Genomic DNA, 14,828 nt, shown 5'->3' on the forward strand with positions numbered 1-14,828 from the left:
AGATTGTTTTGAAGGATAAAGATACTATAAGTTTAACTTCGAATTAAACGGAATCTATTTTTTTCACCCACACAATTGGCGGTAGAATCTCTAAGTATACGTATATATACTCATTTAACAATCAAATATTTATTCGCTTTTTAAGTTTCTTGAACCTTTGCTTTGATTAAACTTTAAAATTTATATTTTTGGGATATAGGGGTGCTGTTCTAAAATAGCCATCGAACTAAAGTTTGGTTTTTTTTACTAACAATAGGCCATATTCGATTTTGATTATGCAGCAGGAATGTAAATGTCAAATGTTGCCCCTTTGTTTAATTCACTCTTTGCGGTGATTATACCATTGTGATTCTCTACTATTTTTTTTACAATGGCAAGTCCGATTCCTGTGCCTGCATACATATCTTTGGCATGAAGTTTTTGGAATACTCCAAAAATACGTTCGCTGAAATGGGGTTCGAAGCCGATGCCATTGTCTTTGATAGTGATATGGCAATAATTTTTTATGCGTGAGAGCTTTTCATTATTTAATTCACTCCCTTTTACAATTTTGCTTTTTATTATTATGCGTGATGGTATTTTGGGGTTTGAAAATTTGAGTGCATTGCTTATGAGGTTATACATGAGCTGGCGAAACTGAAAAGGGATAATGTTGGTAGGGCAGAGTTCGGTGGCTTCGATGGTTGCGCGTTTTTCCTGAATAGTATCTTTTAGTTCGATTTTTACGTTTTCTATAATTATATTGAGTTCGGTTTTTTCAAATTTGAGTTCGGTGGTGCTTATACGTGAGAAGGCAAGTAAATCGTCAATGAGTTGTTGCATTCTTCCTGCTGTTAATTGCATTCGCTGGAAATTATATTTGCCTTTCTCAGATAGATTTCTACTTTCTTCTTCTTGTATGATTGTGACGAAAGTTTGTATTTTGCGTAATGGCTCCTGCAAATCATGACTTGATACATAAGTAAATGCCAGTAGTTCTTTGTTGGCAATGACTAATTCTGCTGCTCGTTTTTCTTTCTCATTGTTTTGAAATGCCAGTTCTATGTTAGCAATGCTTAACTCTGCTGCTCGTTTTTCTTTCTCATTGTTTTGAAATGCCAATTCTTTATAGGCAATGCCTAACTCTATTGCTCGTTTTTCTTTCTCCGCTACCCGTTTTTCTTTCTCTTCGTTTTGAAAAGCCAGTTCTTTATTAGCAATGGTTAATTCGTCTGCTCGTTTTCCCTTCTCATCGTTTTGAAATGCCAGTTCTATATTAGCAATGCTTAATTCTGCTGCCCGTTTTTCTTTCTCTTCGCTTTGAAAAGCAAGTTCTCTATTGGCAATAATTAATTCGTCTGCCCGTTTTCCTTTCTCATTGTTTTGAAAAGCCAGTTCTTTGTTGGCAATGACTAACTCTGCTGCGCGTTTTTCTTTCTCATCGTTTTGAAACGCCAGTTCTTTGTTGGCAATGTTTAACTCTGCAGCGCGTTTTTCTTTTTCATCGTTTTGAAAGATAAGTTCTTTGTTTGCAATGCTTAATTCTATTGCTCGTTTTTCTTTCTCATCGTTTTGAAAAATAAGCTCTTTGTTGGCAATACTTAATTCATCTGCTCGTTTTTCTTTCTCTTCGTCTTGAAAAACAAGCTCTTTGTTGGCAATGCCTAACTCTACTGCTCGTTTTTCTTTCTCTTCGTCTTGAAAAACAAGTTCTTTGTTGGCGATGCCTAGCTCCTCTGCACGTTTCCCTTTTTCTTTTTTTGAAAAGCAAGTTCTTTGCGAGCAGAGATTAACTCTGCTATCAACTTCTCATTCTCTTCTTTTTGAAGAGCAAGTTCTTTGCGAGCAATGATTAACTCATCTACATCTATTTGTTTTATTTTATTCATATCCTATCTCGCTATTTTTTTGTTTTTTTGTACCAAAGGTTGGTCACCTATAAGGTTAAAACACTCTCTCAATAATCAACTGTTTTCTATTGTGAGTACAAATTTTTCTCTGGTCGGTTGTGAAATATTTCCTTGCAGTACAAATATAAGAGATTGGTGAATTAATTTTTTGAATTGTGAAAAGTCAGAAGGCTTGCGAATAAAATATTGCGCCCCATTTTTGTAAAGTATGTTCACAACCCCTTGTTCAAAGGAGGTAGAGAAAATAATTATAGGGAGGTGTTTTAATTTTTCGATGAGCCTTATTTCTTCTAAACATTCGAAACCATTTTTGCGGGGCATATTGAGGTCGAGAAAGAGAATATCAGGAAGATGTTCTAAATTTTCAGAAAGGTAATTCATAAGTTGTTCTCCATCGTTAACTATTGTAAGATGGGCGGAGACTGGTAATTCTTTCAATGCGATATCAAAAAAATAAATGTCATCTATATCATCATCTACAAGCAGGATATTAAGAAGGGTATGTTGTTGTTTAGTTGTCACGGTAATTAATTTAAACACTCTGCAAAAGTAATTGCAACGAAATTGTTAAATAAAAAAATGTTTTGTTTTTTCTCTCCAAGAGGAAGACGTACGCTGTAAATCCTTAAAAATTCTGGGAGGGGGGTAATTTTATGTTGTTTCACAATATATGAATTTTGTATCAGTGAATGTACGCTATAAATTGCTATCTTTATTTTATTTCGGTAAAAACCGATATTTAATAGCCGAAAAAGAAAGTATTCAATAGAATAAATGAGTTTAGCTATATCATAATCGAAGTGAATATCGGTTTAAATAGCCTTTTTTCTTAATTTTCTCTTAAATTTAGGAAGGTTTAACCTATTTGTTTAACAAATTTTAAAGCTAACTCTTATCGGTCAATACTTAAGGGTACTTTAAGCTGTTTTTGCCAATTTTACATAAAGTAACTAAAAGACTACTTAATTCTTTCGAATTGGAAGGATCAAGAACAAAACCTTGGGAGGAAATGTTACAATAAAATAAGAGCTTTGTAATCTTATAATTTGAGATGACTCCTATTGACCTTTTAAAATTGATGCTGCCTGATTTTTTAGTAGACCACTTTGAAGTGGTTTCTACTACTAATACAGAAGAAATATTACACTTGTATTTTGAGGAAAAAATTAAGCCTCCACAAGAGTTTAATACATTTGAACTGGTATCAAAGGGCTTTTTGGATGAGATCACTATTCAGGATTTTCCTCTAAGAGGTAAGTTTGTGTATTTGCATATCAAAAGACGTCGCTGGACTAATAAAACCACAGGAGAAATTATTAAAAGAGATTGGAATTTAGTTGCCAAAGGAACCCGCATGACTCAAGAGTTTGCGGCTTTTTTAAAAGAAATTAATAGATAACAGCGCTACCGATTGTCATACCATTGGAGGTTTTTTCGGAGTAAACGGAAAGAAGCTCCAAAGACAATACAAAAAGCACTTGAGTTCCTTTAATACTTGGGATCCACGAGAACATGCACATCAATGGATTGTTTATCCTGAAAATATAGGTACTCATTTATCAATTGACGAAGTAGCTTTATCTCAGGGTGAACTTTATACTATTGTAACCAACAAGAAATTCAAAGGCAAAAAAGGTTCATTAGTTGCTATTGTTGCTGGAACCAAGGCTGATCAGGTTATAGAACACATCAGTAAGATTGATTATAAGAAGAGGAGCTGTGTCAAAGAGATAACACTTGACATGGCTAATTCCATGAAACTAATCTCTAAGAGATGCTTTCCAAAAGCAATACAAGTGACCGATAGGTTTCATGTTCAAAAATTAGCATTGGAAGCTTTACAAGAGATTAGAATCAAGCATCGATGGGAAGCTATGGATTTTGAGAATCAATTGATATTGCAGGCAAAAAGAGAGAATAAAACATATATCCCAGAGCTCTTGCCTAATGGAGATTCTCTAAAACAACTTTTGGCCAGAAGCAGGTATCTACTCTATAAATCTCGCGAAAAATGGATTGAAAATCAAAAAGAAAGGGCTCAAATGTTATTTGAATTATACCCCGATATAAAGACAGCATATAATCTAAATCAACAACTTCGAGGGATTTACAATAACAACAATGACAAACACATTGCCATGACCAAACTGGCGCATTGGTATAGAAATGTAGAGGAATCAGGCTTTAAAAACTTTAATATTCTGCTCAATACTATAACTTTTAACTACCAGTCAATTTTAAACTATTTTGACAATAGAAGCACAAATGCTTCTGCCGAATCTTTCAATGCAAAAATAAAAGCTTTTAGAAGTCAGTTTAGAGGAGTGAGAAATATAGATTTCTTCTTATTCAGATTATCCAATCTTTTTGCATAATCCCCAACTTTTGCTCCTGATCCAACTTTTGCTCCTGATCCAATTGGAAGTCAAGAAACACAGGATCAAGAACAAAACCTGGGGAGGAAATGTTAAAATAAAATAAGAACTTTGTAATCTTATAATTTGAGATGACTCCTATTGACCTTTTAAAATTGATGCTGCCTGATTTTTTAGTAGACCACTTTGAAGTGGTTTCTACTACTAATACAGAAGAAATATTACACTTGTATTTTGAGGAAAAAATTAAGCCTCCACAAGAGTTTAATACATTTGAACTGGTATCAAAGGGCTTTTTGGATGAGATCACTATTCAGGATTTTCCTCTAAGAGGTAAGTTTGTGTATTTGCATATCAAAAGACGTCGCTGGACTAATAAAACCACAGGAGAAATTATTAAAAGAGATTGGAATTTAGTTGCCAAAGGAACCCGCATGACTCAAGAGTTTGCGGCTTTTTTAAAAGAAATTAATAGATAACAGCGCTACCGATTGTCATACCATTGGAGGTTTTTTCGGAGTAAACGGAAAGAAGCTCCAAAGACAATACAAAAAGCACTTGAGTTCCTTTAATACTTGGGATCCACGAGAACATGCACATCAATGGATTGTTTATCCTGAAAATATAGGTACTCATTTATCAATTGACGAAGTAGCTTTATCTCAGGGTGAACTTTATACTATTGTAACCAACAAGAAATTCAAAGGCAAAAAAGGTTCATTAGTTGCTATTGTTGCTGGAACCAAGGCTGATCAGGTTATAGAACACATCAGTAAGATTGATTATAAGAAGAGGAGCTGTGTCAAAGAGATAACACTTGACATGGCTAATTCCATGAAACTAATCTCTAAGAGATGCTTTCCAAAAGCAATACAAGTGACCGATAGGTTTCATGTTCAAAAATTAGCATTGGAAGCTTTACAAGAGATTAGAATCAAGCATCGATGGGAAGCTATGGATTTTGAGAATCAATTGATATTGCAGGCAAAAAGAGAGAATAAAACATATATCCCAGAGCTCTTGCCTAATGGAGATTCTCTAAAACAACTTTTGGCCAGAAGCAGGTATCTACTCTATAAATCTCGCGAAAAATGGACTGAAAATCAAAAAGAAAGGGCTCAAATGTTATTTGAATTATACCCCGATATAAAGACAGCATATAATCTAAATCAACAACTTCGAGGGATTTACAATAACAACAATGACAAACACATTGCCATGACCAAACTGGCGCATTGGTATAGAAATGTAGAGGAATCAGGCTTTAAAAACTTTAATATTCTGCTCAATACTATAACTTTTAACTACCAGTCAATTTTAAACTATTTTGACAATAGAAGCACAAATGCTTCTGCCGAATCTTTCAATGCAAAAATAAAAGCTTTTAGAAGTCAGTTTAGAGGAGTGAGAAATATAGATTTCTTCTTATTCAGATTATCCAATCTTTTTGCATAATCCCCAACTTTTGCTCCTGATCCATAATCCCCAACTTTTGCTCCTGATCCGAAACACATTTGATGTTGAGTTAGTTTACACAAAATGTTTAGTATTTAGTTCGGAATGGTTACTTAAATGCTGGAATACAGAAGAATTGACGAAATCCAGAGATTTGATTGGTTCGATTTTTCCTGAAAATTTCACAATTCATGAAAATGAGTTTCGAATCACTAGGATTAATGAAGTTGTGAGGATAATCTACGTGATTAACAATGGTTTAGACCCAAATAAAAATGGGACAAGGAAAGATATTTCTTCTTTGTCCCATCAAGTGACCACGGTGGGATTTGAACCCACACGCCCTTACGAGCACCACCCCCTCAAGATGGCAAGTCTACCGTTTCTCCACGTGGTCTTAAAAAAGAAAAGGTCAAGTAAATAATTACTCAACCTTTTGTGACCCGACTGGGGCTCGAACCCAGGACCCCATCATTAAAAGTGATGTGCTCTACCAACTGAGCTATCGAGTCATTGCTTCAAAAAACTTATGCTTTGATCACATAATTTGTGACCCGACTGGGGCTCGAACCCAGGACCCCATCATTAAAAGTGATGTGCTCTACCAACTGAGCTATCGAGTCATTTCGTTTCTTGAATGCGGGTGCAAATATAGGGACTTTTTTTCGAAGTTTCCAAGTAATTTTATTATAAATTTGTCTTTTTTTAATTAAAACTCTTAACGCCTTAGTATGTAAGGTCTTATTCAAATGAAAAAAATTATATTATTAGGTTATATGGGTTGTGGTAAGTCTACAATTGCTCAAAAACTTTCGGGAATCGTCTCCATTCCATATATTGATTTGGATGAATACATCGAAAAAAAAGTAAAAATGTCCATAAAAGAGATTTTTGAAAGCCAGGGAGAAATCCATTTTCGGAAATTAGAACACACTTATTTTTTGGAATTATTAAATTCGCCCGATGAAATCATTATAGGTTTAGGAGGAGGAACACCTTGTTATGCCAATAATCATGAGTTGTTAATAGGAGAGGGCGTAGTCTCTGTTTATTTAAAAGCATCTATTGATACATTATTTAACAGATTGGTGGCTAATAAGAGCAAAAGACCGCTTATTGCGGATAAAAATAATGAGGAGATGAAGGAGTTTATTGCCAAGCATCTTTTTGACAGAAGTTTTTATTACAATCACGCACAGCATAAAGTGAATGTTGATGGTAAAACCATTGAGGAAACGGTAAAAGATATTTTGAATCTATTAGCTTAGGCTGGCATAACTGTTGCCATCGTTGTCAAAAACAACGTCAACGTGCTCTAATAGGGAAGTAGAAAGTGATATTCCTTTAAAATCGGCTTTAATCGGGAATTTTTTGTGGTTTCTATCGACAAGAACAACGGTTTTAAACTTTTTTAAAGGAACATCTAAAAAATGTTTTACAGCATATATTAACGTAGTTCCAGAACTCAATACGTCATCTACCAGCACTAATCCTTTGTTGCTGTATTCTTCTTTTGTTAAAGAGGTAGTTATTGGCATTTCAGGATTTTGTTTGTCAGTATGAACTTCGCAGAGTGAAATTTTGATAGCTGAAATAGTGCTTAATGCTTGAGCAATTCGTTCGGCAAAAACAAAGCCATTGTCCGTAATTCCGGCAATCACAATTTCTTCTTCCTCAACAAAAGTTTCATAGATTTGGTATGCTATTCTTTTGGTGGTATGTTCTATTTGCTGGTTGGTAAGAATTATGTTTTTGCTCATGGCGTATTATTTAGTTTTTTCAAAGATAAAAAAGTTAGACGAAATTGAGGTCATTAATTCAGGTTCTAAGCCAGAAATTTAAAGGAGAATTTTAATCTGTTTCATCTTCATCAGGAATGTCGTTTCCAAATTCATCAATATCTCTTCGGTCTTTTTTGGTGGGTCTTCCGGTTCCGGTTTTTCTATAATGCTCTTTTGATAATTTTAATAATTCTAAGTGAGCATAAGCCTCAGCAGGAGTTTCGTTTTTTCTGTAAATATCAACAAGTTTTGCTCCTACCCGGTTTTCGGGAATGTCCAATACGGTGATGATTTGTGTAATTTGGTCTTTCCTAAAAGTAATTTTATCAGTAGGAAAAACTTCTTTTGAAGGCTTGGCAACAATACCATTTACTGTGATATGGTTTTTTTTGCAAGCTTCGGTAACCATATTTCTGGTTTTGTAATACCGAACGCACCATAAATATTTGTCTATTCTCATGAATTTTCTAAAATCGGAGTTAAATACTTTACAAAAGTAAATCATTAATGTATATTTGCGACTTAAACCGCACCTATAATGAGCAAAATTAAGTTTTATTTTATTTTATTGATTGCAATGATTGGAATAGTTTCTTGTTCTAAGGATAAGAATGATGATATACCCGTAATCCCACCAAAACCTTATGCTGAACAGTATGAGATAGAAAGTAAGCTGATAGAAACCTATTTAAAAACAAACTATATAACAGTTGTAAATGCTTCTGGTGAAACAAAAGATCAGGATGTTACAATAGCTAAATTGGATGCTGATCATACAGTTTCAATTTGGGATCAAAAAGTATATGCCTTAAAAAATAGAATTGTTGAGCTCCATGGTATTAAATATACGCTTTATTATTTAGTTTTGCGTGAAGGGACTGGTCAAAAACCGTGTAATGTAGATGATGTATTTACCTCGTACAATGGGAAATATCTTGCTGAGACAACGACTGATAATGTTACAATTATTACTTCTACACAATTTGAAGAGGTAATATTTCCACAGACATTTGTAAATTTATTTGGTTATCTGAGAGGGTGGAAAGAAATTTTTCCGCAATTTAAATCCGGTGAAGCCGTTTCAAATCCAGATGGTACCGTCAAGTATACAAATTTTGGGGCAGGAGTGATGTTTATTCCTTCAGGGTTAGCATATTACAACACAGGAAAAGGAACTATACCGGCTTATGCGCCATTAGTGTTTAGTTTTAAATTATATAAAATTAAACGTTCTGACTTGGATTATACGTTTAATGGTACTTCATTTGTATCAACTCCAGATGGTGTATTGTCTTATCAGGAAGATGGGGATGGGGATGGTTATATGTGGACAACAGCAGAGTTGCCAGAGGGAGCTGTTAATCCAGATGATACCGATAAAGATGGAATTCCAGATTTCTTTGATTTTGACGATGATGGCGATAATTATGCCACAAGAGGAGAAGTTAAGGATGCTAATGGAAATTATTATCCATTTGATTTAATTCCAGATTGTGATGGAAAAATACCTACTGATATAAAGAAAAAGCGACATCTAGATAAAGAATGCCACAAAATGAGTCAATAGTAAAATTCATTTCAAAAAAGGTTTCTCATGATTTTATGAGGAACCTTTTTTTTGTGCTTTTGTTTCATTAAAGTAAGAATAGTTTTTTTTTTTTTTAAATATTTAGTTTTTTTCTTTCATTTTGATTTATATTCAATATGTTTGCAGGATTAAACTTAAATTATTTAAAAAAATGAAAAAATTATTTATCGTATTGATTACAATTGTTTTCGCGTCTTGTAGTCAAGATCAAAATGAATCGGTTACACCAGTAGCTACATCAACATCTTCTGTATTGGATGGAATAATGACTTTTAAAGATGAAAAATCTTTTGTTAAAGAATATTCAGAACTATCAAAAATGAATAGTTCTGAACTTCAAAAATGGATTTCAGCCAAAAAGGTGAATTCATTATTGAATTCATCTAGTGATTCACTAGTTATGCAGGAAGAGAATTTATCTAACTCTAGAATTATATATTCGGATGCTATGAAGGCAATTTTGAATAATGAATCAAAAGTTAAAATTGGTGAAAATGTATTGTGGTTAGAAGAAAGTAAGTTTTATTTATTGACTGAAAATGATTTGAATAAAACGACTGTTGAGCTAAAAAGTAGAAAAGATAAATTAAAGAGTTTTGGTCAAGTAATTAGCTTATCGAATTTAAATAAGAATTTATCGGGTAGAGGAGTTATTCCTAACGAAAACAGAGTTAAAACATTTGTAACTGAAGAACAAACCTTAGATGGATCAAGACTTAGACTTGTAGTTGATTTATTTAATGAAACTATAGTGCTTGATGATCAAGTTTCAAGTAGTAAAATGTTTTTAAGATCAACATTGCAATATCGTTCTTGTTCAACTTTTAGCTGTAAATGGAAGCAAGCAAATAATTACCGAAGTATTGAAACCAATGTTTTATCCTGTAGTAGTTGTAGTCCTTATACAGGTTATGATTTAGTAACTTCTTATGTTTATGCCGCCTCTTTTAGCGGTGTACATACTGAGCTTATTGCAAATTGGGGATGGAAAGCTCCATATGTTATAACTTACACGAATTTCTCTTTAAGTGGTACTTATAATTCAACTGTTAGATCCGGAACTGCAAGTGTTGGCTTCTTGGTAAATTTGTCTTGGTATTAGTGAAATAATTATATTGTAGCGAAATTATTTTTTTAAAATTACAAAATAGATATTCTGGACAAAGCGAGCACCTAATTCTATTCTGGATGAAAGTGAGCAGTATAAATGAACTCAAAAAGGTATCTAAAAAGTAGTTTACAAATATAAAACAGCAATAATAATCATAAAAAAAATCCCATCTCATTTTTTATAACGAGATGGGATTTTAAGTATTTATGACGAAAGATTACTTTCTTTTGATCACTCTTTCTACAGCTTCAACAATCGCTTGATTGTTCAATTTGTATTTCTCCATTAATTGCTCAGGAGTTCCAGATTCTCCAAAGCTGTCATTAACTGCTACAAACTCTTGTGGAGCTGGCTGGTGTAATGCTAATACTCTAGAAATGCTTTCTCCAAGACCTCCAAGAATGTTGTGCTCTTCGGCAGTAACAACGCATTTGGTTTTAGCCAATGATTTTAGAATGGCTTCTTCGTCCAATGGTTTAATAGTGTGGATATTGATTACTTCGGCAGAGATCCCTTTGGCTTCCAAAGCTTCTGCAGCAACTAAAGCTTCCCAAACTAAATGTCCTGTAGCAACAATCGTTACATCAGTACCTTCGTTAAGCATAATAGCTTTTCCAATGATGAATGGTTCGTCAGCTGGCATAAAGTTAGGCACTACTGGACGTCCAAAACGCAAATAAGCTGGACCGTGGTGGTCAGCAAGCGCTAATGTAGCCGCTTTAGTTTGATTGTGATCGCAAGTGTTGATTACGGTCATTCCAGGCAGCATTTTCATTAATCCGATGTCTTCAAGGATTTGGTGAGTAGCACCATCTTCTCCAAGAGTCAATCCAGCGTGAGAAGCACAGATTTTTACGTTTTTCTCTGAATAAGCAACAGATTGACGAATTTGGTCATAAACTCTTCCTGTCGAAAAGTTAGCAAAAGTTCCAGTGAATGGAATTTTTCCGCCAATAGTTAGTCCTGCAGCAATTCCAATCATGTTTGCTTCAGCAATTCCGATTTGGAAAAAACGCTCTGGGTGATTTTTCTTGAAATCATCAAATTTTAATGATCCGATCAAATCAGCACAAAGTGCCACTACGTTTTCATTCTTTTGACCTAATTCAGTCATTCCCACTCCAAAACCTGAGCGGGTGTCTTTACTTCCTGTATTTATATATTTTTTCATTTTCCTCCCCTAACCCCTCCGAAGGAGGGGAATTCCTATTAGGGTGAATAGGGTTTTATATTTTTTATTTTATCAATCTGTAGCTGTTCCTCTCCTTTGGGGAGGCTAGGTGGGGATTAATAATCTGTATTACCTCCAGTATTATAATTTTGTTCTAAAGCATTTGCAAGCTGAGCATCATTTGGTGCTTTACCATGCCAAGCATGACTGTACATCATATAATCTACACCGTTACCCATTTCAGTATGAAGTAATACGCAAATTGGTTTTCCTTTTCCGGTTCTTGCTTTTGCTTCATTCATTCCTCCAATGATAGCTTCAATATCATTTCCTTTGGTAATTTCGATAACCTCCCAGTCAAAAGCTTCGAATTTAGCGCGAATGCTTCCCATTGCCAATACTTCGTCGGTAGTACCGTCAATTTGCTTTCCATTAAGGTCAACAGTTGCAATAAGATTATCTACATTTTTTGCAGATGCATACATAATCGCTTCCCAGTTTTGGCCTTCCTGCAGCTCACCGTCACCGTGTAGCGTGTAAACGATATGGCTGCAATTGTTCAATTTTTTAGCCTGAGCCGCACCAATTGCAACAGATAATCCTTGTCCCAATGAACCAGAAGCAATACGTACTCCAGGTAAATTGTCATGAGTTGTAGGGTGTCCTTGCAATCTTGAGTTGATCAAACGGAAAGTTGCTAATTCCTTAACCGGGAAATAACCGCTTCTTGCCAAAACGCTGTAAAATACAGGTGAAATATGCCCATTTGAAAGGAAGAATAAATCTTCTCCAATTCCGTCCATGTCAAATCCTTCCTTGCGGTCCATAAGATTTTGGTACAAGGCCACTAGAAATTCGGTGCAGCCAAGAGACCCTCCTGGGTGACCTGAATTAACAGCGTGAACCATTCGAAGAATATCTCTTCTTACTTGGATAGTTAAATCGTTTAATTGTTGTGTGTTAGGCTTCATTTTGTGTGTAAAAGTTAAACTGCTGCAAAAGTAATTTTTTTTTACCGTAAGACAAATGATTTCAGAGGCAATTTCAACAGTAAAGACAATTTCAACAACAAACTCAAAAATTGAGTAAAATTTAAAACCCTAATGCATTCCGTTTTTCAAATTATGTGGGCATGTCACCATTATAAAAAGGGGCTAACCAAGAATGCCGCTTAGTCGCCCCTTTTTATAATGGTGTCGGGCTATCCGCGCTACTTTGGTAGCTTATTTCTATCCCTCACGCAAACCATGGAATTCAGATGTTTAGTGAATTAAAAACACCAATTCATTTATATTTTATTCCTCAGACTGCTCCATCCACCACCATTGTGAACATTGGTGTAGCCATGAGTTTTTAGAACGCTTTTAGCCGATGCGCTTCGCATACCTGATGCGCAGCAAGTGATAATGGGTTTGTTTTTGTCTTTCAACTGAGATAAACTATTTTGCAAAATATCCACGGGGATATTTAAGGAACCTTCTATATGCCCGCCGGCATATTCTGCTTTGCTTCGTACATCTAGGATAATACCACCTTGTTTTACTAGTTTGGCATAATTGACAGTTGCCCCGAAACCGAATATTTTTTTTAGTTTATTTAGCATTTTTATTTAGTATTTTGATTGATAATAATTGACATCCAGCTATGAACCTCCATTGTGACAGTCGATTTCTTTTTGAGAAAGATAATGCTGGGCTTGTCCGCTTCGGTTTCTGGAGGCACAGCAAAGAATCAACGGCGATTTTAGGTTTTTTAGTTCTTCAAATCGTTCCTGAATTTCATTCAATGGAATATTAATCGACCCAGCAACGTGTCCACCGCTGAATTCCTCTCTGGTTCTTACGTCTATAATTGTGCTTTGCTTTTTTTATTTCTTTCTTCTAAAGTCATAGTGTTTGCTTTAAGTAGGTATTGTTTTATACTGCGAAATTAATATGAATTCTAAGGATGCACTGTAACTTTTGTTACATAATAATAAATTTTAAAAATGAATAAAACTAAAGAGCTGGCTGTGCAGTTTTTTTGCGTGAGGGATAGAAATAAGGTGCCAAAGCAGCATGGATAGCCCGACCGCAATAGAGAATGGGCCATATAAGCGCAAACAGAATTAGGGCCATTTTCTATTGTGGTCACGCCCAAGAAGGATTTTAGATTTTAGATTTTGGTTCGGCATTTCTAAATGTTCCTAATTTTATTTAGGGAACTATTTAAATTTTGGTTGTCAAGAACCCGCTTTTCATTCATTTGGAGTAAAATATTTTTTTTGATGCGGGTTTTAAATTAGACTATCTTTGCCGACTGATAAAAAGCATATATGAAGTTTGATTTACTAAAAACAGATCCGCAGTCGAAAGCTCGTGCGGGAAGTATTACTACTGATCACGGTGTTATCGAAACGCCTATTTTTATGCCTGTTGGGACTGCTGCTTCGGTAAAAGGGGTGCACCAAAGGGAATTGAAAGAAGAAATAAACCCCGATATTATACTTGGAAATACATATCATTTATATTTGCGTCCGCAAACGGAGATTCTTGAAAAAGCGGGCGGACTGCATAAATTCATGAATTGGGACCGCAATATTTTGACCGATTCTGGCGGATATCAAGTGTATTCTCTTTCGGCCAACCGTAAAATTAAGGAAGAAGGAGTGAAATTTAAATCGCATATAGATGGCTCTTATCACTTTTTTACACCTGAGAATGTAATGGAAATTCAGCGTACTATTGGGGCTGATATCATTATGGCTTTTGATGAGTGCACACCTTACCCTTGTGATTACCGTTATGCACAGCGCTCGATGCACATGACGCACCGCTGGCTGGACCGCTGTATTAATCACTTGGAGAAATTGCCTTTTAAATATGGTTATGAGCAGACTTTTTTTCCAATTATACAGGGAAGTACTTATAAGGATTTGCGACAACAATCGGCTGAATATATTGCGAATTCCAACCAACAGGGAAATGCGATTGGCGGACTTTCGGTAGGGGAGCCTGCGGAAGAGATGTATGCAATGACCGAAGTGGTCTGTGAAATTCTTCCCGAAGACAAACCGCGTTATTTGATGGGAGTAGGAACTCCGATTAATATTTTGGAGAATATCGCACTTGGAATCGATATGTTCGACTGCGTAATGCCTACACGTAACGCCAGAAACGGGATGCTATTTACGGCCAACGGAACGATTAATATAAAAAACAAAAAATGGGAAGCTGATTTTTCTCCAATAGATGAAATGGGCTATACCTTTGTAGATACGGAATATTCTAAAGCTTATTTACGCCACTTGTTTGCCGCCAATGAATATTTAGGGAAACAGATTGCGACGATTCACAATCTTGGTTTTTATATGTGGTTAGTTCGTGAAGCCAGAAAACAGATTTTGGCAAGCAATTTTAAGCCTTGGAAAGAAATGATGGTGAAAAATATGAGCCAAAGACTTTAAAATAATTATGAAT

At 35.0% G+C, this 14,828-nt stretch carries 17 protein-coding genes and 3 tRNA genes; 8 read left to right on the forward strand and 12 right to left on the reverse strand.

Translation table 11 applies throughout. The features are described 5' to 3' along the window. Positions 1 to 273: 273 nt before the first annotated feature. From CLU83_RS22350 to CLU83_RS00600, 3 genes are all read right to left on the reverse strand, one after another. Positions 274 to 1,101 carry an ATP-binding protein gene (locus CLU83_RS22350; protein ID WP_232726923.1) on the reverse strand — a complete coding sequence of 276 codons (828 nt, stop codon included), beginning with the start codon at positions 1,099 to 1,101 and terminating at the stop codon, positions 274 to 276. A 605-nt stretch (positions 1,102 to 1,706) separates the two neighbouring features. Continuing rightward, complete coding sequence (locus CLU83_RS21970; protein WP_157801958.1) at positions 1,707 to 1,868, reverse strand: hypothetical protein; 162 nt, start codon at positions 1,866 to 1,868, stop codon at positions 1,707 to 1,709. 75 nt (positions 1,869 to 1,943) lie between these two features. Next, positions 1,944 to 2,411: a response regulator gene (locus CLU83_RS00600; protein ID WP_100429831.1), complete on the reverse strand. Its 468-nt coding sequence runs from the start codon at positions 2,409 to 2,411 to the stop codon at positions 1,944 to 1,946. Between the two features lie 529 nt (positions 2,412 to 2,940). On the opposite strand from CLU83_RS00600, the gene CLU83_RS00605 reads away from it, so the two are divergent. The 4 genes from CLU83_RS00605 (at position 2,941) to CLU83_RS00620 (ending at position 5,719) form a co-directional block, all read left to right on the forward strand. Continuing rightward, positions 2,941 to 3,288, forward strand: a complete 348-nt coding sequence (locus CLU83_RS00605; protein ID WP_100429739.1) for a transposase — start codon at positions 2,941 to 2,943, stop codon at positions 3,286 to 3,288. A 22-nt stretch (positions 3,289 to 3,310) separates the two neighbouring features. Further along, positions 3,311 to 4,264 carry a transposase gene (locus CLU83_RS00610; protein WP_198512336.1) on the forward strand — a complete coding sequence of 318 codons (954 nt, stop codon included), beginning with the start codon at positions 3,311 to 3,313 and terminating at the stop codon, positions 4,262 to 4,264. 131 nt (positions 4,265 to 4,395) lie between these two features. Further along, on the forward strand, positions 4,396 to 4,743 hold the full coding sequence (locus CLU83_RS00615; protein WP_100429739.1) for a transposase: 348 nt from the start codon (positions 4,396 to 4,398) through the stop codon (positions 4,741 to 4,743). Between the two features lie 22 nt (positions 4,744 to 4,765). Further along, complete coding sequence (locus tag CLU83_RS00620) at positions 4,766 to 5,719, forward strand: transposase (RefSeq protein ID WP_198512334.1); 954 nt, start codon at positions 4,766 to 4,768, stop codon at positions 5,717 to 5,719. A 314-nt stretch (positions 5,720 to 6,033) separates the two neighbouring features. On the opposite strand, the gene CLU83_RS00625 is transcribed toward CLU83_RS00620, so the two are convergent. The 3 genes from CLU83_RS00625 to CLU83_RS00635 all read right to left on the reverse strand — a co-directional run bounded on the left by CLU83_RS00625 (position 6,034) and on the right by CLU83_RS00635 (position 6,342). Next, a tRNA-Leu gene (locus tag CLU83_RS00625) sits at positions 6,034 to 6,116 on the reverse strand. A 42-nt stretch (positions 6,117 to 6,158) separates the two neighbouring features. Then, positions 6,159 to 6,231: transfer RNA gene (locus CLU83_RS00630), tRNA-Lys, on the reverse strand. Between the two features lie 38 nt (positions 6,232 to 6,269). Beyond that, a tRNA-Lys gene (locus CLU83_RS00635) sits at positions 6,270 to 6,342 on the reverse strand. A 126-nt stretch (positions 6,343 to 6,468) separates the two neighbouring features. Here CLU83_RS00635 and CLU83_RS00640 point away from each other — a divergent pair. Continuing rightward, positions 6,469 to 6,987 carry a shikimate kinase gene (locus CLU83_RS00640; RefSeq protein WP_100429833.1) on the forward strand — a complete coding sequence of 173 codons (519 nt, stop codon included), beginning with the start codon at positions 6,469 to 6,471 and terminating at the stop codon, positions 6,985 to 6,987. Here CLU83_RS00640 and CLU83_RS00645 read toward each other — a convergent pair. Then, positions 6,979 to 7,479 carry a phosphoribosyltransferase family protein gene (locus CLU83_RS00645; RefSeq protein WP_100429834.1) on the reverse strand — a complete coding sequence of 167 codons (501 nt, stop codon included), beginning with the start codon at positions 7,477 to 7,479 and terminating at the stop codon, positions 6,979 to 6,981. The genes CLU83_RS00640 and CLU83_RS00645 overlap by 9 nt on opposite strands. 91 nt (positions 7,480 to 7,570) lie before the next feature. Next, positions 7,571 to 7,960 carry an RNA-binding S4 domain-containing protein gene (locus tag CLU83_RS00650; RefSeq protein WP_100429835.1) on the reverse strand — a complete coding sequence of 130 codons (390 nt, stop codon included), beginning with the start codon at positions 7,958 to 7,960 and terminating at the stop codon, positions 7,571 to 7,573. 78 nt (positions 7,961 to 8,038) lie between these two features. On the opposite strand from CLU83_RS00650, the gene CLU83_RS00655 reads away from it, so the two are divergent. Further along, complete coding sequence (locus CLU83_RS00655) at positions 8,039 to 9,067, forward strand: FKBP-type peptidyl-prolyl cis-trans isomerase (protein ID WP_100429836.1); 1,029 nt, start codon at positions 8,039 to 8,041, stop codon at positions 9,065 to 9,067. A gap of 172 nt (positions 9,068 to 9,239) precedes the next feature. After that, a complete protein-coding gene (locus CLU83_RS00660) occupies positions 9,240 to 10,190 on the forward strand; it encodes a hypothetical protein (protein WP_100429837.1) in 951 nt (316 codons plus the stop codon). 226 nt (positions 10,191 to 10,416) lie between these two features. Here CLU83_RS00660 and CLU83_RS00665 read toward each other — a convergent pair whose 3' ends face one another. The 4 genes from CLU83_RS00665 to CLU83_RS00680 form a co-directional block, all read right to left on the reverse strand. Beyond that, complete coding sequence (locus CLU83_RS00665) at positions 10,417 to 11,370, reverse strand: transketolase family protein (RefSeq protein ID WP_100429838.1); 954 nt, start codon at positions 11,368 to 11,370, stop codon at positions 10,417 to 10,419. A 116-nt stretch (positions 11,371 to 11,486) separates the two neighbouring features. Next, positions 11,487 to 12,341: a transketolase gene (locus CLU83_RS00670; protein ID WP_100429839.1), complete on the reverse strand. Its 855-nt coding sequence runs from the start codon at positions 12,339 to 12,341 to the stop codon at positions 11,487 to 11,489. 317 nt (positions 12,342 to 12,658) lie between these two features. Beyond that, positions 12,659 to 12,973, reverse strand: a complete 315-nt coding sequence (locus CLU83_RS00675; protein ID WP_100429840.1) for a rhodanese-like domain-containing protein — start codon at positions 12,971 to 12,973, stop codon at positions 12,659 to 12,661. 39 nt (positions 12,974 to 13,012) lie between these two features. Then, positions 13,013 to 13,222, reverse strand: coding sequence for a rhodanese-like domain-containing protein (locus tag CLU83_RS00680; RefSeq protein ID WP_100429841.1), 210 nt, complete (start codon positions 13,220 to 13,222; stop codon positions 13,013 to 13,015). Between the two features lie 462 nt (positions 13,223 to 13,684). Between CLU83_RS00680 and tgt the strand changes: the two genes are divergently transcribed. Continuing rightward, on the forward strand, positions 13,685 to 14,815 hold the full coding sequence (gene tgt, locus CLU83_RS00685) for a tRNA guanosine(34) transglycosylase Tgt (RefSeq protein ID WP_100429842.1): 1,131 nt from the start codon (positions 13,685 to 13,687) through the stop codon (positions 14,813 to 14,815). The last annotated feature ends 13 nt before the right edge of the window (positions 14,816 to 14,828 follow it).

Source organism: Flavobacterium sp. 1 (assembly GCF_002797935.1).
Classification (GTDB): domain Bacteria; phylum Bacteroidota; class Bacteroidia; order Flavobacteriales; family Flavobacteriaceae; genus Flavobacterium.

Coding starts and splice junctions, on each gene's coding strand:
- CLU83_RS21970 (WP_157801958.1), bottom strand. CDS start 1,868: ATGAATAAAATAAAACAAATAGATGTAGATGAGTTAATCATTGCTCGC.
- CLU83_RS00605 (WP_100429739.1), top strand. CDS start 2,941: ATGACTCCTATTGACCTTTTAAAATTGATGCTGCCTGATTTTTTAGTA.
- CLU83_RS00615 (WP_100429739.1), top strand. CDS start 4,396: ATGACTCCTATTGACCTTTTAAAATTGATGCTGCCTGATTTTTTAGTA.
- CLU83_RS00640 (WP_100429833.1), top strand. CDS start 6,469: ATGAAAAAAATTATATTATTAGGTTATATGGGTTGTGGTAAGTCTACA.
- CLU83_RS00645 (WP_100429834.1), bottom strand. CDS start 7,479: ATGAGCAAAAACATAATTCTTACCAACCAGCAAATAGAACATACCACC.
- CLU83_RS00650 (WP_100429835.1), bottom strand. CDS start 7,960: ATGAGAATAGACAAATATTTATGGTGCGTTCGGTATTACAAAACCAGA.
- CLU83_RS00655 (WP_100429836.1), top strand. CDS start 8,039: ATGAGCAAAATTAAGTTTTATTTTATTTTATTGATTGCAATGATTGGA.
- CLU83_RS00660 (WP_100429837.1), top strand. CDS start 9,240: ATGAAAAAATTATTTATCGTATTGATTACAATTGTTTTCGCGTCTTGT.
- CLU83_RS00665 (WP_100429838.1), bottom strand. CDS start 11,370: ATGAAAAAATATATAAATACAGGAAGTAAAGACACCCGCTCAGGTTTT.
- CLU83_RS00670 (WP_100429839.1), bottom strand. CDS start 12,341: ATGAAGCCTAACACACAACAATTAAACGATTTAACTATCCAAGTAAGA.
- CLU83_RS00675 (WP_100429840.1), bottom strand. CDS start 12,973: ATGCTAAATAAACTAAAAAAAATATTCGGTTTCGGGGCAACTGTCAAT.
- tgt (WP_100429842.1), top strand. CDS start 13,685: ATGAAGTTTGATTTACTAAAAACAGATCCGCAGTCGAAAGCTCGTGCG.